The organism is Acetivibrio mesophilus (assembly GCF_004102745.1).
GTDB lineage: Bacteria > Bacillota > Clostridia > Acetivibrionales > Acetivibrionaceae > Hungateiclostridium > Hungateiclostridium mesophilum.
In genome coordinates, this window is the sequence record NZ_RLII01000002.1 from 199,726 (window position 1) to 224,363 (window position 24,638).

28 protein-coding genes are annotated in these 24,638 nt (G+C 38.0%); all 28 read right to left on the minus strand.

Going from position 1 to position 24,638, the window contains the following annotated elements; genetic code table 11:
* Nucleotides 1-298: 298 nt before the first annotated feature.
* The 28 genes from EFD62_RS03120 to EFD62_RS03255 all read right to left on the minus strand — a co-directional run bounded on the left by EFD62_RS03120 (nucleotide 299) and on the right by EFD62_RS03255 (nucleotide 24,554).
* Nucleotides 299-1,537 (minus strand): CapA family protein, encoded by a 1,239-nt coding sequence (locus tag EFD62_RS03120; RefSeq protein ID WP_069193967.1) that lies wholly within the window; start codon nucleotides 1,535-1,537, stop codon nucleotides 299-301.
* Nucleotides 1,538-1,641: 104 nt separating this feature from the next.
* Nucleotides 1,642-2,193 carry an RNA 2',3'-cyclic phosphodiesterase gene (gene thpR, locus EFD62_RS03125; protein WP_069193968.1) on the minus strand — a complete coding sequence of 184 codons (552 nt, stop codon included), beginning with the start codon at nucleotides 2,191-2,193 and terminating at the stop codon, nucleotides 1,642-1,644.
* Nucleotides 2,194-2,273: 80 nt separating this feature from the next.
* Nucleotides 2,274-3,077 carry a DUF4097 domain-containing protein gene (locus tag EFD62_RS03130; RefSeq protein WP_235832549.1) on the minus strand — a complete coding sequence of 268 codons (804 nt, stop codon included), beginning with the start codon at nucleotides 3,075-3,077 and terminating at the stop codon, nucleotides 2,274-2,276.
* Nucleotides 3,078-3,281: 204 nt separating this feature from the next.
* Nucleotides 3,282-3,836, minus strand: coding sequence for an MltG/YceG/YrrL family protein (locus EFD62_RS03135; protein ID WP_069193969.1), 555 nt, complete (start codon nucleotides 3,834-3,836; stop codon nucleotides 3,282-3,284).
* Between the two features lie 31 nt (nucleotides 3,837-3,867).
* The gene (locus EFD62_RS03140) at nucleotides 3,868-4,473 is read right to left on the minus strand and encodes a DUF6115 domain-containing protein (RefSeq protein WP_128705725.1); all 606 of its coding nucleotides are present in this window, start codon (nucleotides 4,471-4,473) and stop codon (nucleotides 3,868-3,870) included.
* A 35-nt stretch (nucleotides 4,474-4,508) separates the two neighbouring features.
* Nucleotides 4,509-4,820 carry a hypothetical protein gene (locus tag EFD62_RS03145; protein WP_069193971.1) on the minus strand — a complete coding sequence of 104 codons (312 nt, stop codon included), beginning with the start codon at nucleotides 4,818-4,820 and terminating at the stop codon, nucleotides 4,509-4,511.
* A 39-nt stretch (nucleotides 4,821-4,859) separates the two neighbouring features.
* A complete protein-coding gene (locus EFD62_RS03150; RefSeq protein WP_069193972.1) occupies nucleotides 4,860-6,488 on the minus strand; it encodes a DUF342 domain-containing protein in 1,629 nt (542 codons plus the stop codon).
* Nucleotides 6,489-6,532: 44 nt separating this feature from the next.
* On the minus strand, nucleotides 6,533-7,303 hold the full coding sequence (locus tag EFD62_RS03155; RefSeq protein WP_069193973.1) for a FliA/WhiG family RNA polymerase sigma factor: 771 nt from the start codon (nucleotides 7,301-7,303) through the stop codon (nucleotides 6,533-6,535).
* Nucleotides 7,304-7,352: 49 nt separating this feature from the next.
* Nucleotides 7,353-7,751: a hypothetical protein gene (locus tag EFD62_RS03160; RefSeq protein ID WP_069193974.1), complete on the minus strand. Its 399-nt coding sequence runs from the start codon at nucleotides 7,749-7,751 to the stop codon at nucleotides 7,353-7,355.
* A 14-nt stretch (nucleotides 7,752-7,765) separates the two neighbouring features.
* On the minus strand, nucleotides 7,766-8,251 hold the full coding sequence (locus EFD62_RS03165) for a chemotaxis protein CheD (protein ID WP_069193975.1): 486 nt from the start codon (nucleotides 8,249-8,251) through the stop codon (nucleotides 7,766-7,768).
* The gene (locus tag EFD62_RS03170; protein WP_069193976.1) at nucleotides 8,251-8,871 is read right to left on the minus strand and encodes a chemotaxis protein CheC; all 621 of its coding nucleotides are present in this window, start codon (nucleotides 8,869-8,871) and stop codon (nucleotides 8,251-8,253) included. Before EFD62_RS03170 ends, EFD62_RS03165 begins: the two co-directional genes overlap by 1 nt.
* A gap of 4 nt (nucleotides 8,872-8,875) precedes the next feature.
* Nucleotides 8,876-9,340 (minus strand): chemotaxis protein CheW, encoded by a 465-nt coding sequence (locus tag EFD62_RS03175; RefSeq protein ID WP_069193977.1) that lies wholly within the window; start codon nucleotides 9,338-9,340, stop codon nucleotides 8,876-8,878.
* Between the two features lie 16 nt (nucleotides 9,341-9,356).
* The gene (locus EFD62_RS03180; RefSeq protein WP_128705726.1) at nucleotides 9,357-11,435 is read right to left on the minus strand and encodes a chemotaxis protein CheA; all 2,079 of its coding nucleotides are present in this window, start codon (nucleotides 11,433-11,435) and stop codon (nucleotides 9,357-9,359) included.
* Nucleotides 11,435-12,499: a protein-glutamate methylesterase/protein-glutamine glutaminase gene (locus EFD62_RS03185; protein WP_069193979.1), complete on the minus strand. Its 1,065-nt coding sequence runs from the start codon at nucleotides 12,497-12,499 to the stop codon at nucleotides 11,435-11,437. The genes EFD62_RS03180 and EFD62_RS03185 overlap by 1 nt, the downstream gene beginning before the upstream one ends.
* Before the next feature lie 9 nt (nucleotides 12,500-12,508).
* Nucleotides 12,509-13,183: a flagellar brake protein gene (locus tag EFD62_RS03190; RefSeq protein ID WP_069193980.1), complete on the minus strand. Its 675-nt coding sequence runs from the start codon at nucleotides 13,181-13,183 to the stop codon at nucleotides 12,509-12,511.
* Between the two features lie 46 nt (nucleotides 13,184-13,229).
* Nucleotides 13,230-14,138, minus strand: a complete 909-nt coding sequence (locus EFD62_RS03195; protein ID WP_128705727.1) for a MinD/ParA family protein — start codon at nucleotides 14,136-14,138, stop codon at nucleotides 13,230-13,232.
* Entirely contained in the window at nucleotides 14,139-15,350 is a 1,212-nt protein-coding gene (gene flhF / locus EFD62_RS03200; protein ID WP_069193982.1) for a flagellar biosynthesis protein FlhF, read from the minus strand.
* A 1-nt stretch (nucleotide 15,351) separates the two neighbouring features.
* Entirely contained in the window at nucleotides 15,352-17,382 is a 2,031-nt protein-coding gene (gene flhA / locus EFD62_RS03205; protein ID WP_083225116.1) for a flagellar biosynthesis protein FlhA, read from the minus strand.
* Between the two features lie 42 nt (nucleotides 17,383-17,424).
* The gene (gene flhB / locus EFD62_RS03210; protein WP_069193983.1) at nucleotides 17,425-18,630 is read right to left on the minus strand and encodes a flagellar biosynthesis protein FlhB; all 1,206 of its coding nucleotides are present in this window, start codon (nucleotides 18,628-18,630) and stop codon (nucleotides 17,425-17,427) included.
* Nucleotides 18,627-19,412, minus strand: coding sequence for a flagellar biosynthetic protein FliR (fliR, locus tag EFD62_RS03215; RefSeq protein WP_069193984.1), 786 nt, complete (start codon nucleotides 19,410-19,412; stop codon nucleotides 18,627-18,629). Before fliR ends, flhB begins: the two co-directional genes overlap by 4 nt.
* Nucleotides 19,413-19,442: 30 nt before the next feature.
* Nucleotides 19,443-19,712, minus strand: a complete 270-nt coding sequence (gene fliQ, locus EFD62_RS03220; protein ID WP_069193985.1) for a flagellar biosynthesis protein FliQ — start codon at nucleotides 19,710-19,712, stop codon at nucleotides 19,443-19,445.
* Between the two features lie 76 nt (nucleotides 19,713-19,788).
* Nucleotides 19,789-20,571 (minus strand): flagellar type III secretion system pore protein FliP, encoded by a 783-nt coding sequence (gene fliP / locus EFD62_RS03225; protein WP_069193986.1) that lies wholly within the window; start codon nucleotides 20,569-20,571, stop codon nucleotides 19,789-19,791.
* Nucleotides 20,561-21,058: a flagellar biosynthetic protein FliO gene (locus tag EFD62_RS03230; protein ID WP_069193987.1), complete on the minus strand. Its 498-nt coding sequence runs from the start codon at nucleotides 21,056-21,058 to the stop codon at nucleotides 20,561-20,563. Before EFD62_RS03230 ends, fliP begins: the two co-directional genes overlap by 11 nt.
* Nucleotides 21,059-21,112: 54 nt before the next feature.
* Nucleotides 21,113-21,475 carry a response regulator gene (locus EFD62_RS03235; protein WP_038289126.1) on the minus strand — a complete coding sequence of 121 codons (363 nt, stop codon included), beginning with the start codon at nucleotides 21,473-21,475 and terminating at the stop codon, nucleotides 21,113-21,115.
* 107 nt (nucleotides 21,476-21,582) lie between these two features.
* The gene (fliY, locus tag EFD62_RS03240) at nucleotides 21,583-22,755 is read right to left on the minus strand and encodes a flagellar motor switch phosphatase FliY (RefSeq protein WP_069193988.1); all 1,173 of its coding nucleotides are present in this window, start codon (nucleotides 22,753-22,755) and stop codon (nucleotides 21,583-21,585) included.
* Nucleotide 22,756: 1 nt separating this feature from the next.
* Nucleotides 22,757-23,743 carry a flagellar motor switch protein FliM gene (fliM, locus tag EFD62_RS03245; RefSeq protein WP_069193989.1) on the minus strand — a complete coding sequence of 329 codons (987 nt, stop codon included), beginning with the start codon at nucleotides 23,741-23,743 and terminating at the stop codon, nucleotides 22,757-22,759.
* 12 nt (nucleotides 23,744-23,755) lie between these two features.
* Nucleotides 23,756-24,259, minus strand: coding sequence for a flagellar basal body-associated FliL family protein (locus tag EFD62_RS03250; protein ID WP_069193990.1), 504 nt, complete (start codon nucleotides 24,257-24,259; stop codon nucleotides 23,756-23,758).
* Nucleotides 24,260-24,341: 82 nt separating this feature from the next.
* Nucleotides 24,342-24,554, minus strand: a complete 213-nt coding sequence (locus EFD62_RS03255) for a flagellar FlbD family protein (RefSeq protein ID WP_069193991.1) — start codon at nucleotides 24,552-24,554, stop codon at nucleotides 24,342-24,344.
* Between the last annotated feature and the right edge of the window lie 84 nt (nucleotides 24,555-24,638).

Below are 24,638 nucleotides of genomic sequence, written 5' to 3' on the forward strand. Positions count from 1 at the left end.
AATACATTTAATAGTTCTTTATGAGTACCTTACGAACGTATTTTTTTCTTCAATATATTGTACAATAAGTAAAATATAATAGCAATCACTTGGAAATTTTTAAATAAAATAACCAGTATCTCCTAATACAAAAGATTCGTCAATACTTTTTTAAACACCTCACTTTATTCAGCCTTTATATATAATTTATTCTACTATCCAATAATACCATAAATATTGATATATACAATGCTATAATGTTGTAGAAAATTGCTATTTTTTTAATGCAAATGAAAAAACGTACTCTCTTTTGACTCTCTTATCTTAAATTACCATCATTCCCCAATTCAAAATACAACTTATCATCCTTGATAAAACAACTGGTATCAAGCTTATTGCATAAGTTTTTTTCCCTTTCCAAAATAGGCTTTGCTTCGTTGCCCTTCTGGGGAACCACTTGAATTTTCCCAATTGTCCTCACAGGTATCGCCTCTAATCCAACTAGTTTGTTACCCTTGTAATCCATTGTAATAATAAAGGACTCCTGGTTCTCAGGGTCGTTCTGGTCAAAAATAAAATTGCCCATGCTGTAGATAATGGGTTTGCCGTTGTAGATTTCTATACCTTGAAACTGATGAGGATGGTGACCTAATATAACATCTACTCCGTTGTCTAAAAGACTGTAGGCAAACTCCCTCTGTTCAGGCAAAACTTCAAAGCTTTCTTCTACTCCCCAGTGAAGCGAAACAATTAAAATATCTACCTCGTCCCGTACTTGCTCAATATCCTTCTTAATTGAGTCATCAAACTTTAAAGGTCTTGGTGCCACTCCCGGCTTGTCCTGTCCGGCTGCAAACTTGTAGTTCGGATTACCCTTGTATACAACCTCTGCCATATCAGTATAAGCCAGCATTCCTACCTTCATACCCTTTACTTCCATTATGGCAGGCTTCTTGGCTTCCTCAATATTCTTTCCTGCTCCCGCATACTTGATGCCGTTTTTATCTAAAATCTCCATCGTGTCAAACAGCCCTCGCTCATAATAATCAAGTATGTGGTTATTCGCAAGGTTCATTAGATTAAACCCGGCAAATTTAAGCCCCTCTATTGCTTCAACATCGTTTTTTAACACATACTTACCGCCATCTTTTATTCCTGTAAGAGAATGAGTACTGTCAGTAATAGACTCCTCCAGATTGCAAAACACTACATCACCTTTTTTTAAGATGTCCTTTACCTCAAGAAAAGGATATATATAGTCCTTATTGCCGCTTTTCAGCCTCATACCCACGCCTCGACCCAAAAGAATATCTCCTACTGCAACAATTTTAATTTCCGCTACAGGAGTTGCTGTGGGTTGAAGGGTGTTATAGACAGTATCGCTTACTGTGTCCTTCAAAATATCCTTTACTTCATTTTCGTTGGTGCCTTTTTCATTATCTTTCTCATTTATTACAGCAATGCTGTCATCTTTTTCAGAGCTATGATTGCATGCACTAAGAGCTAATACTCCTACAAGCAAAGCAATTACGGCCAATATTATATATTTTTTCCTCATATTTATTCCCCTTTTATTTTCTAAAACATTAAGACAGTATTCGGTATATATTGCAATATCCGAAACCAATATAAAATGTTTATTGCAAAATATATTGTGATCAACTAGATAAGGTTATGCTCCGTTATTGGAGTGTAGACCCTTTTATTACTAATCTGTTCGCTTTTGAAAAGATTAACGCTGCGAACTTCTATTTTGGCAAACCGATCGCTTTCAACAAGGCCCTTTATATTTTCAAAATCCGTATTAAATTTAACATCCTGTGCTATAGTTACATGCGGTATATAACGTCTCTTCTCCCTTTCAAACCCCAAACTCTCCAACATTATGTCTATTTCCGATTGGAGCTTATGAAGTTGCTGAAGATCGCCCCCAAGCCTAAGCCACAACACCCTTAGGCAGTTATTCCCCGGAAAAAAATCCAGACCATCGATATTAAGGCAAAACCTTTGAATACCACTGCATACCTCTTCAAGTCCTTTCTTAATATTCTCTACCCTGGATTTCTCTATTTCGCCCAGAAATTTAAGAGTAAGATGAAAATTGTCAATATATTTCCATCTTCCGGCAAAAGCCATACCCTTAAGCTGCGACTGAAGCTTGAGTATTTCCTTTTTCAATTCCATATTAAAATCAACTGCTACAAAAGATCTCATAATTATCCCCCTGCTATTATTACATCTGAAGTGCTATAACAAAAGTATATCACAAATATTGTAGACATATAAAATTTTATCTAATATCCGGTAATCCCAATCTTGCCCATTGTAGTTTCCACCTTTGCCTTTGTGGGATAACTAAAATCATTGAATTCATTTACTTCCAATTCGCCCACGCTTTCAAAAGAAACTTTTGATTCTTTTGGGATCATTAGATCAATATTTCCTGTTCCGGTTTTAAAAGTATAATTTCCTCCTTCTTCAAGTTCTGTCTTTACGCTTATACTCCCTATGTTCTTTACAATACTGGACTGGCCCAATATTTTGCCGCTAGATATTTTTACGTTTCCCACATCCCCTTTGATATTTACTACCCCCACAAACCTGTTAATCTCCATGTTAGCCATGTTTATATCGGCATTTAAGACTCCCCTAATATCATCGTAAAATTTTATGTTGCCTATATCCAGTTGTAAGTTTAGGGTTTCTGTAGCTTTAGGAATATACATTTTTAAATCAACACTTTTATCTATAGGATTTTTATCTTTTCCCTTGTACTCGGACTTGAAGATAATATTATTTTCGATTTTATCTATATCCACGCTAAAATTATTTAGTTTTTGAGTTAAAATCTCTTCTTCCTCAACTCCCCTTACTCTTTTGGTCATTTCGAACTTTACTTCATTCTTTTCCCAGGTGTACACCTCAATATTGCTTGAGTCACAGGAAATGTCTAAAACCAGAGGTTTTTCGGCCTCTATAACCTTTTCACTGTATGAATTCACTTCCATCTTTGGTCCTAAAGCAATGCCGGAAGATGCACACCCCGAAAATAGGGAGAGCTGCACTAAAACCGCGAGTATAATTATTTTGTACTTCAAGTCTCTTCACCTCTTTTTTCATCTCTTAATTTTGATTCATAATAACACACCGGCCAAAGGTGTTACAAATATTTCCCACTCTTAATTATTGCCGAAAAAGAACACTTTTACCCTTTGAATTTAGCTGCAAATAAAAAAAGAGCTTAAGTTTAAAAAGCTCTCTTTTTTACTTATCCTAATAATTAACTTTGAATAATTATACCTTTATTTAATTTTTCTTTTGCAAATCACTCTTATTATAGTGGTGATATCAGTTCCTTCTTCAATAGTGTATTCTCCAACCTGCATAGATCTCTGAAGATTCATAGCTTTGATTTCATTCACAAATGAATCGGGACTGTCTATCAATCCTTTTTCCAAGAGCTTTCTGGCAATGTCATTGGGATTATCCCCTGGGGCTACAGCTATTTTAACCTGCATTTTTTCAATGGCTCCTGGATCTTCTGTTGGCTCAGCCTTTATTTCTTCAACATTCGCAGGATCTTTTGTTGGTTCAGCCTGCATTTCTTCAGCATTCCCCGGATCTAATGTTGGCTCTGCCTGAATTTCTTCAGTACCAGCCAGCTCAGGTTCCTTTTGCTCATCTTCCTTAATCATTTCGCTGCTTGAAACCATACCGTACTGTCTAGCCATTGCCATTATTTCCTCTTTGCTCATTTGAGGCTCCATTCCGGCGGAATAAATAATACCTGTTAATGTTGTCAGCACTATGCCTATTCCTATACCCAGCAATATATTTTTAATGTAAAATTTACTCATATAATCCCCCACAAATAAGAATAAAAAGCTTCTACTTATTTACGCCAAGGATAAGTTGTATCTCACCCTTGCCAATGCTAAGCTTTTTTGCAATTTCAGTTTCATTAAGACCTTTCTGAGCTAAAGCCAAAACCTCTTTATGTTTGCTGTTTATTGGTATTACTTTCTCATCGGTTATGCCCTGCAATTTAATTTGATAAGGTTTTGCAGCACTTGCAGGCTGGTCTTCAAACTTTATACTGTCAATGATAAGATCGGATCTTCCCTCCACAAAGGAATCCCCAGTGTTCAAAACAAACCTGTCTTTATCGGCAGATGCTTTGGATTCATCTCGGGATTCTATTAATACATTGGTGCTCTCTTTTGATAATTTTTCCAATCTCTCTTCGGCATCTTTAATCAAAGCCAGTGTTTCTTTGTTCTTTTGCTCCACTTGAGAGATGACATAATCGGAAAATTTGTTCAGCTCTTCAACCATAAGGTCTGCATCTGCGATAATCTTCGATAGTTCTTCCTTTTTCTCATCGATTCTTTTGTCTGCTTCAATTGATTTCTTTTTATCGAAAACAATCAAAATCAGAGATGCAAGTACCAACAAAATCCCTATAAACATCATACTTACATAAAAACCCGCCATTTCATCACTCCTTTATCCTTTGTTTGGAACTAAAATTACAGTCTTATATCTATTACACTTGTTTGCTCTTCCAATTCTTTTTCTCCTTTAGTTCCATACTTCCCTCTGTTTTGCTTCTTCTTCTGCCTGTTTTCATCCTTCTTTTTTTCCTGTTCACTGTCAATTCTTGCTTTTTGAGCGTTTTCCCTTGAGTGAACAAGATTAACATTTTCCTCCGATTTTTGCCGCGTTATAGTAGTTTGCTGCTCATTAACAACAACGTTTTTCTGCTGCTGATCATTTTGAATTTTAGATATCTCGGCTGTCTTTGGAATCATCACCTGAAAATCAATTGGCTTAATAGACATCCGGCATCACTTCCATTATTTAATTAATTTGTTATTTAATTATTTATCAATAGGTCCTATTTTTATATCGGCTCCGTCCCTATATAATGTACAATATTGAAGATCCTCCTTGATATACAACATGCTGGTTCCTATAGTAACCTTTGTTCCCGGATATATATGATCAAATACCTTGATCTTTCCGTTAGCTTCTTTTTGAAGCCTCTGCTCTGTTACCACCAATTCCTCTTTTAATTCATTAAGTCTGTTTGAATGGTAAATCTTCGTTCTCACGCTTTTGACCATTAATTCCTGCTTCTCCGGTGACATTTTACCTGCAGCCTCAAGCTTCTTCAGTATTGCTATAGCCTGTTCTGTTTTAACCAGGTCCTCTTCTAACTTCTGAATTTCATCTCGAATCTCTTTGTAGCGCTCTTTGAGCTGAGGGTCGGTACCTACTTCAACATCGGTGTGGGTAGCAAGATATGAGCCAATAACCTTTGCAGATATTTCTCTTCCCACTTTGCATTTTCCGCCAATCAAAAGTCCCTTCTTGCCGGAAAGTTCAAGCTTGTTTCCACATTTCACATTGCTGTGCATTATTGCTTCTGCCTTAATATCACCTTTAGCGTCAATAATGCTGTTTTCTATATATCTTGCAATAATATCTCCGCCACTTTTTAGTATACCTTTGCCAAGCCCCTGCATTCCTCTTCTTAGAATAATGTCACCATCGGCCCTTATAACAGCCGCCTCAACCACGCCCAAAACTTCAACATTGCCTCCGGCTTCAACAGTAAAACCGGACAAAACATTTCCTCTTATGATAACATTGCCTATAAAACTAATATTTCCGGTAGAATTGTCAACATCTGCAGGAACTTCATAATTGGCAAAAACACTTACCTTGCCCTCTATATAATTAACCTGTCCATCCATCCCCGCAATCAGATTTTGCCCATCTTCAGTTATCTCAACATTTTTTCCTTTGGGAAGTACACCAGGTTTTCCATCTAGTGCCGGCACCTCAGTATTCTCCACTGTTCTCCCCGGCGTCCCCGGGAGTGGAGGAGTCAGTGAGCACAAAACCTGTCCCTTTGTCACACTTTCAATAAGGTTTAATTCTCTAAAGTCTACTCTTCCATCCTCAAGAACAATAGGCTTTCGCTCTTTGGTTAGGTCAAAATGGAAATCTACTTTTCCATTCTGCCCATTTATGGGAGGTGTACCCTCGGCAATTACTATTATCTCATTATAAACAGGATACTTCGAAACAGTATCAAGGGTTGATTCGATTATTCCGTAATTCACTCCGTTGCTTTTCAAAATCCCCATAATCTCATCTTTGCTCAGCATCTTCCCGCCATCAGGAGGTTTAATTACCATTGTTGCCTTCATCTTGTCCGCTGAAATATTAACATTTATTGAGGCATCAATTTTAAGCTCCTCCTGAGGTTCAGCAATCTTCACAGGAGTATTTGTTGCCCTTTCAACAGCCAACTCAACCATTTCTTTATCATAGCTGACCTTTTTTTTAGCAAGCCTGTCTATTACATCGCTCACCTCAACCGCTTTACCTTTTCCCATGGGAGGATGCACTGTAAGAAATACGCCATTTTCTTTATACTGGATTTCAAAGAAGCCGTTATTCGCATTACCATATGACGAACCTTTTCCAATGTCTGACATATCGGTCCCCCCTTTTTTACTTTTATTGGTTTAATGACTTATGATTACTCGCTCAAAATGCTCCTATGACGTGCAAGCTTACCTCTAAGGCGTAGAATTGCTTTGGTATGCAACTGAGAAATACGTGACTCTGATACTTTCATTATCGCACTAATTTCTTTCAATGTCAAATCTTCAAAATAATATAAGGAAACAACCGTCTTTTCTTTTTCCGGAAGCTTACTTATGGCATCAACAAGTATTTCTCTAAGCTCTGTCATTTCCAGATAACCTTCGGGTTTTTCTTCCCTACTTTCCGGAGAGGTTGTAACTCCTATCTCATAGTTTTGCTCCAAAAACTCCTCAAGAGATATCATTGAAGATAGATTTACTTCACTTAGGAGCTTGTTCAATTCATTAACACTTATTCCAAGCTTGTCCGCCACTTCTTTATCTGAAGCAGAACGTCCAAGCTCATTCTCTACCTCGGCATAAACCTTTTCCAGCTCTTTATTCTTCTGCCTTAGGGATCTTGGCACCCAATCCAATTCCCTTATGCTGTCAATAATAGAGCCTCTGATCCTTAGTGATGCATAAGTTTCAAATTTGACACCTTTGTTGATATCAAACTTCTCAATTGCATCAATCAGGCCGAATATTCCATATCCGATTAGATCATCATATTCAACATTGGATCCAAAGTATATACTCAGTCTCCCTGCAATATATTTGACAATATTCGAATACTCAATGATGAGTTTTTCCTTAATTGCAGGGTTCTTCGTATCAGTGTACTGTCTCCATAATTCCAGTTGTTTATTGATTGTGGATGACATATTAATCCCCCATTACCCATTTATTTTATATATAATATAATTACAAAAGTCATTGTTCATTATCTTTTATAGTAACACGGCTTACTTCAAGCGGCACAAACTCTTCATCATAGAGCTTGTCACTTTTAATTTCCTCATTATATCTTCCATCGGGTGGATCATCTCCTACTCTATAATCAATCCCATGATTTTTATCATGTTCCTTTTTGTCTATGTTTGGAGGTTCGGTGCTATTTTGAACATTCTGTTCATTCTTTTCCTTTACTTCTTCATATATATTGTTTATAAGTCTTCTCAAAAATACACCGGCAGCAAAAAAGAGAACCATACCGGCCGTCATTCTGACACAAACCGTTTTTAACTCATATCCGTTGCTATAACTTATTATTCCTATTACAATCGCTGCAGATGCACCCATTATAAACGGTATTTTGCTGATATAATCCATTTGCCAATCCTCTCTTATATTTGTTTAATTCCATATCCTATGGTTTTAACCAAGAGCATACCATTGCTCGAGTCAAGTTCTATAGTACGACCGTAATTGCCTCCAGTATCCTCAGAGATTATAGGAATGTTGAGGCTCTCTAGTTTGGCTTTTGCCGCAGTCACATTTCTGTAGCCTATACGCATTAATTCCGTTCCTTGTGTAAAAGTAAACATTTGTGCTCCTCCTGCCAACTTTGCTACAATTTTATTCCTTATTGCACCAAGTTTCAGCATTTCATCTATGAGGTTTTCGACAGCGGTATCTACAAATTTTGCGGCATTAGTTCTATTTTTTATCTGTGAACTGTCAGGAAGCATGGCATGAGCCAGTCCAACTATTTTTGTGGACCTGTCAAAAAGCGCTATACCCACACATGACCCAAGTCCCAGAGTAGTTAATATCGCTGGATGATATGACGCTTTCAAATCAGCCATTCCGACTTTTATAATATCTCCCATTAATCAGCGACTCCTAAAGCTTTTAATAATACTTCATAAGAATCAATATCAGGAACGAGGAAAAAATTACCTACAACTTTTGTACTGCCCTCAGAGAATTCTGTTTCAATAAACAAAACTGAATCTCCAAGTTTTCCGAATTCAATTGCCGGAACACTTATTATAGCTCCTGCCATATCAATTGCAAGTTCAGGTACTGACGGCAATATGTTAAGATTGGTCAGAGTGGATAGTGCCGACAGATATGATCCTGCAAGAATATTGCCAATTTCCTTTAATGCAGAAACTTCTATCTCATCAAATGTAATGGCTTCATCTAAAGGTCTTCCCATCAAGATATTAACTAGAATACCGGCAGCTTCATTTTCTATAATAAACATTATGCTACCGCTTATGTCACCGGTAACACTGAGCAGCAATCCAACCACCGGAATTTCCGCCCCTCCGAGAATATCGCTCACCTCTTGAAATTGAAGCACTTTTACCTGAGGTACATCCATATTAACTTTTTTATTCAGCATCTTCGCCAGTGCAGTAGCAGCGTTACCCGATCCAATATTTCCAATTTCCCTCAAAACATCAATTTGCAAATTGTCAAGTTCATCAAAATATACACCCATTCCTCTATTCTCCTTCTGTCTCTTCTTCACCTATATCCGAAAGCTTCTCAAGATTCAAAAGGGTAACAATCCTGTCATCTACCTTGCCTACACCATATATATAATCCATTGACAGGTCATTGGTAAAACTCGATACATTCTCTATGGACTCTTCTGTTAAATCCAATACTTCATCAACCTCATCCACAATTATTCCAAAGGTGATATCATCGAATTTCAAGATTATGATCCTAGTCTCATCGGTTTCCTCAACTGGAGGCAATCCGAATTTTCTCCTCAAATCCATTACAGGAATTATTTCTCCTCTTAAATTTATTACACCCTTTATAAAATCAGGAGTTTTCGGCACCCTTGCAGCCGGCATCATTCTTTCAATGGTTGTCACCTTTTGAATGTCAAGTCCATAGTCTTCCTTCCCCAGCTTGAAGACAACATATTGTTTGCTTTCTGCGTTAGCTCTTTCTTCCATCTCCTTCAACTCCCTCCTATACAGCTAGTAAATTAACATCCAGTATCAATGCGACATTTCCGTCTCCAAGAATGGTAGCACCAGCAATCCATTTAATACCCGAAAGGAGCTTACCCAGCGATTTTATAACAATTTCCTGTTGCCCTATCAGTGAGTCTACCAAAAAACCGGAAAGCTTTTCTCCTTTTTTTACAATGACTACTGTCATGTCTTTCTTTGTCCTTTCAATCTCAGGGACTTCCAATATTTGGTCAAGTCTTACAATAGGTACAACTGTATTTCTGAGTAAAAATACCTCCTGCTTTTGAACCATCTTTATCTGATCTGGAGTTATCTTGATTATCTCCTTAGTACTGCTTAGGGGTATTGCATATTTTTCATTTCCGACCATAACCAAAAGTGCCTGTATTATTGCAAGAGTAAGAGGAAGTCTTATTATAAACCTGCTTCCTTTTCCTGCCTCTGTCTCAACCTCAACAATACCTCCGAGCTGTTCTATCTTAGTTTTCACCACATCAAGCCCTACTCCTCTTCCGGATAAATTTGTAACACTATCCGAAGTGCTAAAGGACGGCTTAAACAGGAAGTCAATAATATCCTTCGGTGACAGGGTATGGGCCATTTCCTTCTTTATAAGACCTCTTTCAATAGCCTTATTCTTTACCTTCTCTAAATTAATTCCCTGTCCGTCATCCGCAACTTCAATCACAACATTGTCTCCATCCTGATAAGCCCTCAAATCTATATGTCCGACGGCAGGCTTGCCCATCTCGAGCCTTTTCTCTTTTGATTCGATCCCGTGGTCTGCCGAATTCCTAAGCAAGTGGATAAGGGGATCTCCTATCTCGTCAATAACCGTTCTGTCAAGTTCAGTCTCTACTCCCGACATATTGAGCTGAATCTCTTTACCAATTTCTCTGGCAACATCCCTTATCATTCTCGGGAAACGGTTGAATACCATTTCAACTGGCACCATTCTAACCTTCATAACTGCGTCATTAAGACTTGTTGTTATACGCTCTAAATACTCAATTGTTTCGTTATAGGTTTGACTACCCTCAATACCATTAAAGCCAGCAAGTCTGGTTTTAATGATTATCAACTCACTTACGAGATTCATCAATACATCCAGTCTGTCAATATCTACCCTGACTGTCTTGCCGGTTTTGGTCTTATGGGCCTGAGATGCAGTATTTGACTCGCTTTTGTCTTCTTGAGTATGCACGTCATCCTCTTTTGACTGAGTATCTGCCTCGATAGGATTGTCATCATTTTGAATAGCAGTGTTACTTATTTCTACTGTTTGCACCGGAACTACTATTACATCATCAATCTCAGCAATTCCGCTAATGTCCCTTTTAAACACATCTGCGCCTTCTTTTGATACGCACACTACAGTAAACTCAAAATCAAATTTTTCGTCTTCAATATCCTCAACTTTTGGCTCTGACTTGATGATTTCGCCATGTCTTTCCAGCGTCTGGAATATGATGAATGCCCTGGCCGATTTCAAAACACAGCCCTTGTTTAGCACAACCGTAATCATAAAGACATTCATATTCATCTCTATTGCCTTGTTGGCAACATTCTGTTCGTACTGATTAAGCTTAATATTCGCAGTTGGACGTTGATTTTGCTCTTGTGGAGTTTCTGCAGAATCCTCAGGTTTTCTCCCTGATGAAGCTGATTTTTGCTGTGCCTGGCTAGAGGATTTGCTTTGAATGGTATCATTTAGCTCCTTAATAATATCATTATACTCGTTGCTGCCCTCGTTTCCACTGTTTACAATATTATCAGTATAGTTTTCGAGAGCATCTAGACACTGAAACAACAAATCCACAAGTTTTGAAGTTACTTTTATTTGATTGTTTCTTAATGCCTGCAAAACATTCTCCATATCATGGGTAAGCTTTGCCATTTTAGTAAATCCCATTGTACCGGACATGCCTTTTAGCGTATGAGCAACCCTGAATATCTCATTCAAGACCGATGTATCTTCCGGATTCTGTTCTAATTGAAGCAACGATTGGTTCAAACCTTGCAAGTGCTCTTTCGTTTCGTCAATAAAAATCTCGAGGTATTGACTCATGTCCATTATTCATGCACCCCCACTATTTTCATAATCTCATTCGCTATTTCTTTCAGCGGTACAACTACATCCACTGCTCCTGTCGTAATCGCGACCCTTGGCATTCCAAATACAACGCATGTGCTCTCATCCTGTGCAATTATATGTGCATTGTTCACACTCTTTAACTTTTTGACACCTTCTGTTCCATCTCGGCCCATTCCCGTCATTATCACGCCGACAATATTTCCAAATCCCGTATTGGATACCGATTCCATCATCACGTCAACTGAAGGTCTATGACCACCTATTGGAGGATCCTTGGAAAGCTTTATCTTAAATAAATCATTGCCTGTTTTTTCAAGAAGCATATGGTAGTCTCCGGGAGCAATATACACATGTGAGTTCTCCAAAATATCATTATCTTCAGCCTCTTTAACCTTTACACTACTCAGGGCATCCAATCTATCGGCCAAAGACTTTGTAAACCCCTCGGGCATATGCTGCACTACTAAAAAAGCAGCATCTACATTTGCCGGAAATAACGGCACAACATCCTGGAGTGCCCTTGGACCACCGGTAGAGGTACCAATAACTACTATATTTCGAATTTTGCTTTTGGTTGCATCGGCTTTCATCACAATTCCTACACTCTTTCTTTCGTTTTTAAGGCATTTATAGCTTTTGGCAACCTTTACCTTTTCAATTATCTCATTCTTTATGCATTCTTCCTTCATATCGAATATATTTTCAGGTTTTGCAATAAAGTCCATGGCTCCTTCAGCTAAAGCCTGAATAGTTGCCTCAGCTCCTTCCCTTGTAATGCTGCTTAACATGATGACCGGAATGCGCATATTTTCATTTAGCTTTCGTAAGCACTCAAGACCATCCATAACCGGCATTTTCAAGTCCAGAGTAATAACATCCGGTTTTAGCTTATGAGCCTTTTCAATAGCTTCAAGACCGTTTTTTGCAGTGTCAATGACCTCGACTTCTTCATCGCTGTTTAGTATATCCGATATTACTTTTCTCATGAAGGCGGAATCATCAACCACCAAAACCGTGATTTTTTGCTTGGTATTCCAAATCATAATGCAATATCAACCCTTTTTTATAAGTCTTCTTTGTTCCTGAAATATATAACTTATAATTCTTTCTCTGTCCCTATCCTCAATAGCCTCAAAAAGAACTCCTATTTCATATTTATAAATTTCATTTTTGCTTTCATATTCTGTCAGCCGAACCACCCTGCCTGTAAAACTTACTTTATTAAAATCATTCAATGATAGCTCACAATCTAATAACTCTCCAGTCTCAATTTTTTCCTTGAGCCTTATGCACACTCCGCCGCCGCTTAAATCTCTGGTATATGATTTTGTAAACCCTCTTTGCGCAGTATCGATTTTTGTCTTTCCGGCTATCCTATAGCCTACAGGAATTGAGCAATCAAATCTGAAGAACTCCCGTCTTTGAATCTTTTGAATCTCAGACGTGGTTTCGACTCTCAAAAGGCTTATATTATGTCTTACCTCTCTGCCTATAACCTTTCCTTCAAATTGATAAAGGTTTTCGCCTTTTATAAATACCAACTCAAGTCTTTGATTAATGCTGACGGGGTAGATTGTACCCTTCTTTATTGGGGCTGCAATGTATATTATCCTGTCATTTTCAGCCCATTCAAATTCGCTCACAAAGACGGCATTGTCATTGTTATCATCTGCGCTATAGAGTTTTAATTCTAGTTTAAGCCCTACATTTAATTCGTTAAACCTCATATTTTACCTCCGTATAAGTACTCCTAATACAGATTGGTTATTAATATTAAGTATTCATAAGGTTTACAAGTCTTCGCACAAAGCTCTTTATCCCATTTTCTTGTCGATTAGGTATATCTAAACTTCCTTCAACAAGTCTTCTTGAAATCTCTTTTATCTGCTTTGTGGCTTCACACTTAGGGAAGCTCAAAGAAAACGGTTGCTGCAATTTAACTGCCTTTATTACCGATTCATCCTGGGGAACAAATCCCAGCGGATAAAGCTTCATTGCCAGAAATTTTTCTGTTACCATTGAAAGCCTATTCAATATGTCCTTTGCCTCATTCGCATTTTCTGCTCTGTTGACAACAACTTTTATTATTTTGCTATTATCCCTATTTGATATCATCTTTATCAGCGCATATGCATCAGTAATGGAAGTCGGCTCGGGAGTAGTTACAAGAAATACCTCGTCAGCTGCCATCACAAAACTCATCACACTATCGGAAAGTCCTGCTCCTGTGTCAATCAGTATAACATCTGACATCTTGTCTAAAAGAGATATATCGCCGACAAACTTCTCAAGCTGCATACCATCGAGTTTTATCAACTCTTCAACCCCCGACCCACCAGACATAAACTTAATATTTTGGGGGCCATCTGTCAGTGCCTCAAGAATATTTCTTTTATTATGAAGAACATCCACCAATGTATATTTTGGCACAATCCCTAAAAGGATGTCTATGTTTGCCAATCCAAAATCCGCATCTAGAATTGTTACCCGTCTTCCAAGCTGACTTAATGCTATGGCAAGATTTATTGTGATATTTGTCTTGCCCACACCGCCCTTTCCACTTGTCACAGTAATGACTTTAGCGGCTTTTTCCCTGACGCCTAAGGAATTATCCGGATCAACATTATTTCCTACTCTTAAATTATCTATAATTTGTCTAAGTCTTTCAGCTTGATCCATCATCTATGAAATGCTCCCTAACAAGTTTTTTGTTATCATATCAACATTTGCAAGCTCAATGTCATCCGGTACACTCTGTCCGGTTGTAACAAACGACAAATCCCTATTGGTCAGGCGTCTTGAATTAAGTATAAGTCCAAAAGATGAACTCTCATCCAATTTTGTAAAAATAAGTTTGTAATTTTCCAAAAAGCTGTAGTTGGAAAGTATTTCTCTGCAGTTTCTCATACCTGTTGTCGTGCTTAGCACAAGAAAGATCTCATCAGCGTGGGTTGCATCTATCAACGTCTTCAACTCATCAAACTGAGCTTTGTTTTTGTAGCTCCTTCCCGCAGTGTCAATAAGTATCAAATCTTTATCGCTATATTCGTTTATAGCCTCATGAATTTCATTAACCGAATATATAACCTTAAGAGGCATTCCCAGTATCTCTGCATAAGTTTTAAGCTGTTCTACCGCTGCAATACGATATGTGTCGGCAGTAATCAATCCAACATTTTTATTTTGATTTAAAGAATAATTTGCGGCAATCTTTGCCAAAGTCGTAGTTTTTCCCACCCCGGTTGGCCCCACAAGCATTATTACCGTCGGCTTGCCGTCATCCCTCAGCTTTATGGTTGAAGGCTTACCTATCATTTCCGAAATCAGATTATACAGTATTGAGGCTGTCTCGTTTACACTTACATTTTCCTTTACCTTTCCCCGTACAACACTAATAAGCTGTTTCACTATATCCATATCCACTTCGTTTTTCACAAGATTATTGTAAAATAGCTCTAGAACCTTTGACTGTGACTGCGCATTCCCATTATCTGCGGCAGCTGCCAATTTATCAGAAGGCTGTTGGATTTGCTCATAAATTTTATTAATTGTTGCTTCCATACCTATTATTCTATTCTCTAACAGATGGATTTTTTCCTCTTTTTCGTCTAATTTACTCTTTTGACTTTCACTAATGGGCATATTATTGCTTCCTCTAGCATTATACCCCTTCTCGTTCCTTCCTCTATTCTCATAAGCCGTCCTTTTATTTTCGGCTCCATAATTATCGTCCACAGAAGCCAGAACCTCAACCAGCGGCTTTGAAAACATTTTCAGAAGGCCCTTTTGCCTTATCTTTCTGGTATTTAATATCACTGCTTCATTCCCCAGATCCATTTTCACTTTTAATATAGCTTCCTGAGTATCTTTTCCGATATACCGTCTGATTTTCATTTTATATGCTCACCGTCCCTATTGCCTGAATCTCGACCCCTGGGTCAAGTTCATTGTATGATAGCACTATCAATCCTGGTATAGACTGTTCCGACAGTCTTCTAAAATATAGCCTTACGATTGGTGAAGCAAGGACTATGGGTTGATGACCCAGTTGCACCAATTTCTGAACTTGCCTTGATAGATTGCTTATAATTGAATTTATTGTACCCGGTTCCAAAGTAATATAAGAACCTTGCTCCGTTTTATGAATAGAATCCATTATTACCTGTTCAAGCTTTGGATCCAGAGTTATAACCGTAGACTTTTTATCCTTGATAAACTTTTTCGAAATTGCCCTTCCAAGAGCTTGTCTTACATATTCCGTCAGCATATCGGTGTCATGAGTGGTTGGTGCATAATCTGCCAGTGTCTCCAATATTGTTACAATATCTCTTACCGACACACCTTCCTTTAAAAGATTTGCAATTACTTTCTGAATTTCTCCGACTGTCATTACCTTAGGAACAAGCTCTTCTACTATAGCAGGATAGCTTTCTTTCACTTTGTCAATAATTGTCTGAATCTCCTGTCTTCCTGTAAGCTCATGGGCATGTGCCTTAATTATTTCAGTCAGATGAGTTGCTATAATGGATGGTGGATCAACTACAGTATACCCTAGCATTTCAGCTCTATCCCTTTGGGCATCGGTTATCCACACAGCAGGCAGGCCAAATGCCGGTTCTGTCGTCTTAATTCCCTCTATCTCTTCCTCCACAAATCCGGGACTCATTGCAAGATAGTGGTCAAGCATTAATTCTCCGTTGGCCACCTCAACTCCTTTAATTTTTATTATATATTCATTTGGATTTAGCTGTATATTGTCTCTAAGCCTTATTATTGGTACTATCATTCCCAGCTCTAAGGCAAGCTGCCTTCTAATCATAACTACCCTGTCTAAAAGGTCTCCTCCCTGGTTCACATCTGCCAGAGGTATAATACCATAACCAAATTCCAATTCTATAGGATCAACCTGAAGCAAATTCACTACATTTTCAGGCTTTCTAATCTCCTCAACTTCATTTTGCTCAATCTGAATTTCTTCCTGTTTTTCGACCTCAACACTTTGCTTCATAAGTCGCAACCCTAATACTACAAACAAAGCTGCCAGTGCCAAAAAAGGCAGTGTTGCCAAAGGTATTGACAGCAATACACAAAAACCAGCTGCAATAAAGAACACTTTAGGATTGTAAATTATCTGATTTTTCAAATCGTTAGTTAAGCCAGCATCAGAAGTGGACTTCGTAACTATAAGTCCTGTTGCCACCGATATCAAAAGTGCAGGTACCTGGCTCACCAGTCCGTCTCCTATGGTAAGTATTGCATAGGTTTGCAGGGCAACGCCTATTTCCTCATTTCTCATTATTACGCCAATAATAATTCCGCCAACAATATTAATTACGGTTATTATCAGTCCTGCAATGGCATCTCCCTTTACAAACTTGGTAGCACCATCCATTGCACCATAGAAATCCGATTCTCTCTGAACTTTCTTTCTTCTCTCTCGGGCTTCCGTCTCACTTATAAGTCCAGCATTTAAATCGGCATCTATTGCCATCTGTTTACCCGGCATTGCGTCAAGGGTGAATCTTGCCGCAACTTCAGAAACTCTCTCGGTACCCTTTGTTATGACAAGGAACTGAACAATAGTGATGATTAAAAAGATTACGGCACCCACCACAAGATTTCCCTGTGCAACAAAGTCTCCAAAACCTCTAATAACCTGTCCTGCCTCTCCCTGTCCAAGTATCAATGTTGTCGATTTGATGTTTAATGCCATACGATAGAGTGTAGTAAAAAGCAGTAGGGATGGAAATACCGATAGTTGAAGCGGTTCCTTTGAGTAAACCACATTTAGGAGAATAACAATAGCTAACGATATATTCAGTGCTAGAAGTACATCTAGAAATCCACTGGGAACAGGCAAAATAATTATTAGTACAACAGCAACAAACATAATCGCTACAGAAATATCTCCAACTTTAGCCTTCACAACATTTCACCCCTTATGTGCAATATTAGTTACCAATAGCTGCTATTTTCTGATTTTTTCCTTCAAACTGTATACAAAGGCAAGAACCTCGGCCACCGCCTGGTATAGCTCTGGAGGTATTTTGCCGCCAATTTCCACAGTACTGTAAAGAGTTCTTGCAAGAGGTTTGTTTTCTACAATTTCTACTCTGTTCTCTTTTGCTATTTCCTTTATTCTTAATGCTATATAATCCTGACCCTTTGCAACAACAATAGGAGCATCCGCTTTCTCCGGGTCATATTTAACAGCTACCGCATAATGCGTCGGGTTTGTTATAACCACATCGGCTTTTGGGATATCCTGAAGCATTCTCCTCATTGACATCTGCCTCTGCTTTTGCCTTATTTTTGATTTGATCTCCGGATTTCCCTCTACTTCTTTATTCTCTTCTTTAATTTCCTGCTTTGACATTCTAAGACTTTTCTCGTATTCCCACCACTGGTAACCATAGTCGGCAACTCCTATTACAAGCAAGGCCATACACATTCTTATTGCCGCATTTGTAATTGTGGAACCTAGGAATGAAGCTATGCTGATTACATCCACATCCATCATATTCAATACATTTCTTGCTTCACCCTTAATGTACGCATATCCTATATAAATGACTATTGCAATCTTTATAATTGACTTTAGCAGTTCTACTAAGGATTTTGGTGAGAAAATCCTTTTGAACCCTTGAAGGGGGTTAATTCTGTTGAGCTTCATCGCTAGTGTCTTCGTAGTAAACAAAAATCCTACCTGAGCATAACTGGACACAACACCTGCAATTAGTACCACCAGCAACACCGGAGCTGCTATTTTAAAAAAAGTTAACAATGTCTCACTGTACACATCCAGCAAACCATCAATTGTAAACAAGCCATCTTTGGTAGGATAGAGAGTAATAGCCACTTTGAAGCACTTTAAAATCTCCTCGTACATGTGTTGGCCAAAAATCCTTAATGTCACAAAGGCACTCAAAAGAACTATTGCCGAATTCATTTCCCTACTCTGAAGTACCTGACCTTCTTCTCTTGCCTTTGACCTCTTTCTTGGAGTAGCCTTTTCAGTCTTATCACCATTGTCGGCAAAAAGCTGCAGGTTGGCTTTTATTCTTCCAGTACTCTTTTGATGGCTTTTGCAGTCTCTATATGAAAGAACAAAAAATTCATTCCTTATTTTCCCTAACTTTAATAGAATTTTCCTGAAAAAATATTTTAGCTTCATTTCGGTGCCATATCCTTAAGAAAAATATGCATTTCACTGTCTATTCCTGTTATAAGGTTTTCTACGAGGTATACAAACATTGGTATTGTAATAACCATCACAGCCAATCCCAAAATAATCTTAAGCGGCATACCTACCATAAATACATTAAGCTGCGGTACTGTCTTTGAAATAATCCCCAGTGCCACCTCACTTATCATTATTGCTGCAGTAATGGGTGCACTGATTTTGAAAGCAATCAGAAATATGTTTCCAAATACTCTTATTATGTCATTTACTATTTCCTGTCCAAATACACCGGCCCCAATCGGTATATAGTTGTAACTGGCAAAGAGTGCTCTTATTAATATATGGTGACCTCTGCAAATCAGAAAAACAAGCATGCACAGCACAAAATAAAAAGTTGACGTAATAGATACCTGTGTACTGCTTATCGGGTCAATCACATTTACTACACCAAAGCCAATTTGCATGTCGATAAACTGTCCCGCAACATAAATAGCTGTAAAAACCAGATACGATACATAACCTAAAGTAATTCCTACCACGAACTCTTTTAAAACAAGAATAAAATACTCATAAATATTGCTAAAATAAAGCTCCTGAACCTTAATGGTGTTTACAAGTATTAACGCCAGCATGAAAGAAAATCCAATTTTCAAATACGCCGGTATGCTCCTTGTCCCAAAAATGGGAGCTATTACAAACAGACCAGTCATTCTAATGAATATTAACATAAATACTTCTATATCAACTTGCAAAACTCCTTCTAGAACAAACAATTTATTGTCCTCCAGTTTATCAACTTAAGTTTATCTAATGTATTGATTTATGTTCAGGTAAATCGTCTGTGTGAATTCAATCAGTACTCTCAGCATCCATGAGCCAAAAATAACTATTGCTCCAAGAACAGCCAGTATTTTAGGTATAAATGTAAGGGTCTGCTCCTGGATCTGGGTCGTTGCCTGAAAAATACTTATCGCAAGACCTACAAGCAAGCTGAGTCCGAGCATTGGTGCAGATACATACAAAACCGTCGTAATCGCCTTCTGCGCCAATTCCATTACCATTCCCTGTTCCATATATATTTTCCCCCCTGCCGTCACTTTATTTGTTTACGGAAAACAGTGAATAAAACAATACATATATGAAAAACTTTTACGTGACAAAACTATTTACAATCATCTGTGTCATAAGATTCCACCCTCCTACCATTATAAACAACAAAATCTTGAAAGGAAGGGATATCATTACGGGAGGAAGCATCATCATACCCATGGACATAAGGGTACTTGAAACCACCATATCAATTACCAAAAAAGGTAAATATATTAAAAATCCAATTTTAAATGCTACTGTGAGCTCACTTATTAAAAAAGCCGGAATAATTATAGTTAACGGAAGTTTGGGAATCTCTTCTTCTTTTATGGGTGTTTCCATACCGGATAGCGATACAAAAAGCCCAAGATCATCCTTAGATGTCTGTTTTAACATAAACCTTTTAATAGTATCAGATGACCTCTCCATCGCAACTTCCTGAGTAATTTCCTGATTTGAATAAGGTTTAAAAGCAGTATCATTTATCTCCGTCAATACAGGACTCATAATAAACAGGGTTAAAAACAAAGCTAGCCCAATCAATACTTGATTCGGCGGCATTTGCTGCGTTCCAATCGCATTTCTGAAAAAGGAAAGCACAATAATTATTCTGACAAAGCTTGTCATCATAATTAGTATTGATGGAGCCAATGTCAGCACTGTCAATAGCATAATTATCTGAATGGTAGTTGAAACATCTTGGGGGTTGTCCGAAGATTCCACCGTAAAGCCCAGTTTGGGCAAAGCTATTGATTCAGGCTCTGCATAAGCACTTGATGTTATTAACATAAATACCGTTATTATTAATAAAACAATCCCAAGATATCTTAGCCTAGTTTTCATTGGTATTTCCCTCTCCATCTTCTGCCTTGTGACTTGCGATACTTGCTGTGATTCTCCTGAGTCGATCCAGATTTGCATTAAACACTGGAGAATTGCCACTTTGCTCTTTATCCCCACTTTCTGCTTCAGAGAAAGGTATTTCTTCCCGGTTCTTTGCAAAGCCCTGTATATACTTACCAAAGACTTCTTTGAATTTGAAACTATTATCGCCAGTTTCTGTTTCATCGGCAGAATATGCGTCCAATTCTACCTTAGTCAAAACTTGGACATTTTTTCCCGAAGTCGATATTAATACAAACTCATCTCCTGCCTTTACAAGATGCAGCTTACTGTCAAACCCCAGATTGACCGTTTCAATTATTTTTACATACTTCCCTTTTATAATCCTGTTTGTTCTGGTTCCAATAAATTTTGTAGTAACATATGCCAAAAAGAGGACGGAACCAAAAACAATAAAAAACATAACAGCACTAATAAAAGTCTGCATTTTATACTCCCTCTCCTAAGGTTGTCGTCTCTATATTTTGTTAATTCACGAAAACTATCCCAGAACTTTTTTTACTGCCTCAACTACCCTTTCAGCTTGGAAAGGTTTTACAATAAAATCCCTTGCACCAGCCTGAATTGACTCAATAACCATGGCCTGCTGCCCCATAGCAGAACACATAATAATTTTTGAATCTGAATTGATTTTTTTGATTTCCCTAACAGCTGCTATACCGTCTACTTCAGGCATAGTAATATCCATAATTACCAAATCAGGATTCAGTTCCTTATACTTGTCAATTGCCCGTGCCCCGTTTTCCGCCTCTCCAGCAACCTCATACCCGTTTTTTGTGAGAATATCCTTAATCATCATTCTCATAAACGCAGCATCGTCGACTATAAGAATCCTTTTTCCCATTGTTTACCCTCTCCTTAAATTATAGTCTATTCCATTGCCAAACTGATAAAAATTGAAAACATAATTTAACTTACTTATCTAAGAAACTGCCAGCCTATTACAACAACCTAAAGCCTTTTTGATGGGTGAAGTATGTCTGTGATCCTGACACCAAAGCTCTCATCTATAACCACTACTTCCCCTATAGCTATTACTTTTCCGTTTACCAAAATATCCACAGGTTCACCGGCAAGCTTGTCAAGCTCAATTATTGAACCCGGACTGAATTCCAATATATCCTTAATAAGTTTATTCGTTCGCCCAAGCTCAACTGTGACCTGGAGCGGTACATCCATAATAAGTCCGATATTCTTCTTATCAATGGAGATTCTCGAACCATCATCAAAGGCCTCAAACTGTGCAGGCTGTACATTTATTGGATTGCGATGCCCGGCATCATTGTGCCGAGGCGACTGATCATACGGCGGGTACTGCTGCTGATACTGCTGGGGTGCTTGCTGATACTGTTGCTGCGGGGCTTGATAATACTGTTCCTGTGGTCTTTGCTGCTGGGAAACAGGTGCATGAGCTGCAGACGCCGCAACCTCTTCAATTACTTGATCGTCACTACTTTTACAGTTCATGATATTACTAACCAGTGTTCTGGCAAAATCAATAGGAAGAAGCTGCATGATCTGACTGTCAATTAATTCCCCAATTTCCATTTTAAATGCAACCTTTACTATCTTACCGTCCCTCGGAAATTCAGTTTCAGGAACAGCCTCATTTAGAGTCATTGCAAATGCTTTTGGAGGTGAAATATCTATCCTTTTTTCAAACATTGAAGACATAGACGTCGCAGCAGAACCAATCATTTGATTCATAGCTTCACTGATTGCGCTTAAATGCAAATCCGTTAATTCGCCTTCTTTATTGCTACCGTCTCCGCCCATCATTAAGTCGGTAATCACCTTCGCATCATCATCCTTAAGAAGAAGAAGGTTCATACCGTCGAGTCCCTCGGTATATTCTACTTTCACAGCCACATAAGAATTATGGTACTCGCTTGCCAATTCATCCCATGTACATATTGTTACCTGAGGCGTTGTTATCACTACCCTTTGACCTAAAAGTGAATTAAGAGTAGTAGCAGAAGTTCCCATGCTTATGTTGCCTATTTCACCCAATGCATCAACTTCTTGTGATGTAAGATCTTCACCTTTATTGCTTTCTTCATCGCCATCTGATGAGCCACCGTTTAGCAAAGCATCAATCTCTGCCTGAGACAACATATCCTCCATGCTACTCATCCTCCCTTCTTAATACTTCAGTTATTTTGATTGCGTTTTTGTTTTTCTTAACCCCAGGAGAACCACGGAATTTCAATAAGTCTCCCACCAAAACCTCCAGATTTCCGTTGACATTTGAGTCCAGAGGTATTACATCTCCCGGTTGTAATTCAAGAAATTCAGCCACTTGAATCGTTGTTTTTCCAAGTATTGCTCTAACAGGTACTTTTGTAAATTCAATTTTTTTCTCAATAGCGTCTTTTGCTTCTTGTGTTGCCTCTTTTTCAACACTGGAGAACCAAAACCTTGTATTTAGCTTTGACACTATCGGTTCTACTACAATATGAGGAATACAGAGATTTATCATTCCTTCAACATCACCAATTTTCGCTCCTAAAGTAATCAAGGCAACTGTCTCGTTGGCCGAGACTATCTGTGCAAACTGGGCGTTGGTCTCAATTTTCTCAAGCCTTGGTTTCAATTCGATTACGTTTTCCCACGGCTCTCGCATGAGGTTTAGAAGCTGTACGATAATTCTTTCGATAATGGCAATCTCAACTTCCGTAAATTCCCTCATTCTTTCCATTGGCAGACCTTTTCCGCCGAGTATCCTGTCAATCAGTGAATAAGCAACAGGTGGTGCCATTTCAAGGATAATTGATCCTGTCAGCGGAGCAAAATCAACAACCGCAAGTACTGCAGGGTTTGATATTGAATTGTTGAATTCATAATAGGCTATTGGCTCAACTGAAATAACCTCTACCTGAGCAAGAGTCCTCAAATACCCGGAAAGGAAGTTTGTGATAAGCCTTGCATAGTTGTCATGGATAACATTTAAAGTCTTAATGTGATCCTTGGCAAACTTGCTTGGTCTCCTAAAATCGTGGGTTTTTACCTTCCTCTCCTCGATTTTTGTGCTAATTTGCTGGACGTCTAATTCACCTGTATTAAGGGCTTTTAGTAGATCGTCTATTTCATTTTGTGACAGAATATCTCCCAAGTTATATCCCTCCTACTGGTAGAACCATTGATCAAAGACGATGGTATAAATAAGATCGGAATCTGTCTTCTCATTTGCCAATAATTGCTCATTCATCATCTTTGTGAGGTTTTCTCTAGCTTTCTCCTTTGCATCGGAGCTCATAACTTCTTCAAGAGTCAAAGATTGGAAATATGTACCTACAATTTCCTGAAGTTTGCCTTTGTTTGACTCTATTTTTGCTGTAGTATCAGATATTTTTTTAACCTTAGCATAATACGACACTTCAACATTAACAACTATTACAGATATCTTCTTAGAATCCGTATTTTTAAGATTGAATGGTGTCTTTTCATCAAACAGCTTAATCTTCATCAAATCTTTATCCTTGGGTGTAACAACTACTTTACTTGCTGAATTATGCCCTTCACCCTGACCTCCCTGTACGAAGAAGATGTATCCTGCCAACAATGCAAGGGCCAACGATAGAAATGCAACTATACCAATGAGAACAAAAAAGCTACTTTTACGCTCCAAATTCTATGCCCCCTTATCTTTGGAATAGATCTAAAATCAGGCATTGCTATTTATAAATAATTCATGAAAGAGCGTTAGAACATTAATGGTCTTGATTAATAAGTAATTCTTTAAACGGATAGATTTTCCTTTTATATTGCAGCACTTTTTCGACTACTTGATCAATTGTTTCGACAACAACTATTTTCTTCCCGCTGGTTGTTGAAATAATTGTATCTGGAGTTTCCTCAATGAATTCAATTAATTCACTGTTTAAAACAAATGTCTTGCCATTTAACTTCGTTAATTTAATCATAATATTTTTACCTCAAAAACTCAATAGAAAATTAATATTTTTTATGAAAAAATTACACTTTTTGTACTTCTCTTACGACAAAAT

What these genes read in the sequence shown, in the direction of transcription:
- EFD62_RS03120 (WP_069193967.1), bottom strand. Translation starts at nt 1,537, where the DNA reads ATGAGGAAAAAATATATAATATTGGCCGTAATTGCTTTGCTTGTAGGA.
- thpR (WP_069193968.1), bottom strand. Translation starts at nt 2,193, where the DNA reads ATGAGATCTTTTGTAGCAGTTGATTTTAATATGGAATTGAAAAAGGAA.
- EFD62_RS03135 (WP_069193969.1), bottom strand. Translation starts at nt 3,836, where the DNA reads ATGAGTAAATTTTACATTAAAAATATATTGCTGGGTATAGGAATAGGC.
- EFD62_RS03140 (WP_128705725.1), bottom strand. Translation starts at nt 4,473, where the DNA reads ATGGCGGGTTTTTATGTAAGTATGATGTTTATAGGGATTTTGTTGGTA.
- EFD62_RS03145 (WP_069193971.1), bottom strand. Translation starts at nt 4,820, where the DNA reads ATGTCTATTAAGCCAATTGATTTTCAGGTGATGATTCCAAAGACAGCC.
- EFD62_RS03150 (WP_069193972.1), bottom strand. Translation starts at nt 6,488, where the DNA reads ATGTCAGACATTGGAAAAGGTTCGTCATATGGTAATGCGAATAACGGC.
- EFD62_RS03155 (WP_069193973.1), bottom strand. Translation starts at nt 7,303, where the DNA reads ATGTCATCCACAATCAATAAACAACTGGAATTATGGAGACAGTACACT.
- EFD62_RS03160 (WP_069193974.1), bottom strand. Translation starts at nt 7,751, where the DNA reads ATGGATTATATCAGCAAAATACCGTTTATAATGGGTGCATCTGCAGCG.
- EFD62_RS03165 (WP_069193975.1), bottom strand. Translation starts at nt 8,251, where the DNA reads ATGGGAGATATTATAAAAGTCGGAATGGCTGATTTGAAAGCGTCATAT.
- EFD62_RS03170 (WP_069193976.1), bottom strand. Translation starts at nt 8,871, where the DNA reads ATGGGTGTATATTTTGATGAACTTGACAATTTGCAAATTGATGTTTTG.
- EFD62_RS03175 (WP_069193977.1), bottom strand. Translation starts at nt 9,340, where the DNA reads ATGGAAGAAAGAGCTAACGCAGAAAGCAAACAATATGTTGTCTTCAAG.
- EFD62_RS03180 (WP_128705726.1), bottom strand. Translation starts at nt 11,435, where the DNA reads ATGGACATGAGTCAATACCTCGAGATTTTTATTGACGAAACGAAAGAG.
- EFD62_RS03185 (WP_069193979.1), bottom strand. Translation starts at nt 12,499, where the DNA reads ATGATTTGGAATACCAAGCAAAAAATCACGGTTTTGGTGGTTGATGAT.
- EFD62_RS03190 (WP_069193980.1), bottom strand. Translation starts at nt 13,183, where the DNA reads ATGAGGTTTAACGAATTAAATGTAGGGCTTAAACTAGAATTAAAACTC.
- EFD62_RS03195 (WP_128705727.1), bottom strand. Translation starts at nt 14,138, where the DNA reads ATGATGGATCAAGCTGAAAGACTTAGACAAATTATAGATAATTTAAGA.
- flhF (WP_069193982.1), bottom strand. Translation starts at nt 15,350, where the DNA reads ATGAAAATCAGACGGTATATCGGAAAAGATACTCAGGAAGCTATATTA.
- flhB (WP_069193983.1), bottom strand. Translation starts at nt 18,630, where the DNA reads ATGAAGCTAAAATATTTTTTCAGGAAAATTCTATTAAAGTTAGGGAAA.
- fliQ (WP_069193985.1), bottom strand. Translation starts at nt 19,712, where the DNA reads ATGGAACAGGGAATGGTAATGGAATTGGCGCAGAAGGCGATTACGACG.
- fliP (WP_069193986.1), bottom strand. Translation starts at nt 20,571, where the DNA reads ATGAAAACTAGGCTAAGATATCTTGGGATTGTTTTATTAATAATAACG.
- EFD62_RS03230 (WP_069193987.1), bottom strand. Translation starts at nt 21,058, where the DNA reads ATGCAGACTTTTATTAGTGCTGTTATGTTTTTTATTGTTTTTGGTTCC.
- EFD62_RS03235 (WP_038289126.1), bottom strand. Translation starts at nt 21,475, where the DNA reads ATGGGAAAAAGGATTCTTATAGTCGACGATGCTGCGTTTATGAGAATG.
- fliY (WP_069193988.1), bottom strand. Translation starts at nt 22,755, where the DNA reads ATGGAGGATATGTTGTCTCAGGCAGAGATTGATGCTTTGCTAAACGGT.
- EFD62_RS03255 (WP_069193991.1), bottom strand. Translation starts at nt 24,554, where the DNA reads ATGATTAAATTAACGAAGTTAAATGGCAAGACATTTGTTTTAAACAGT.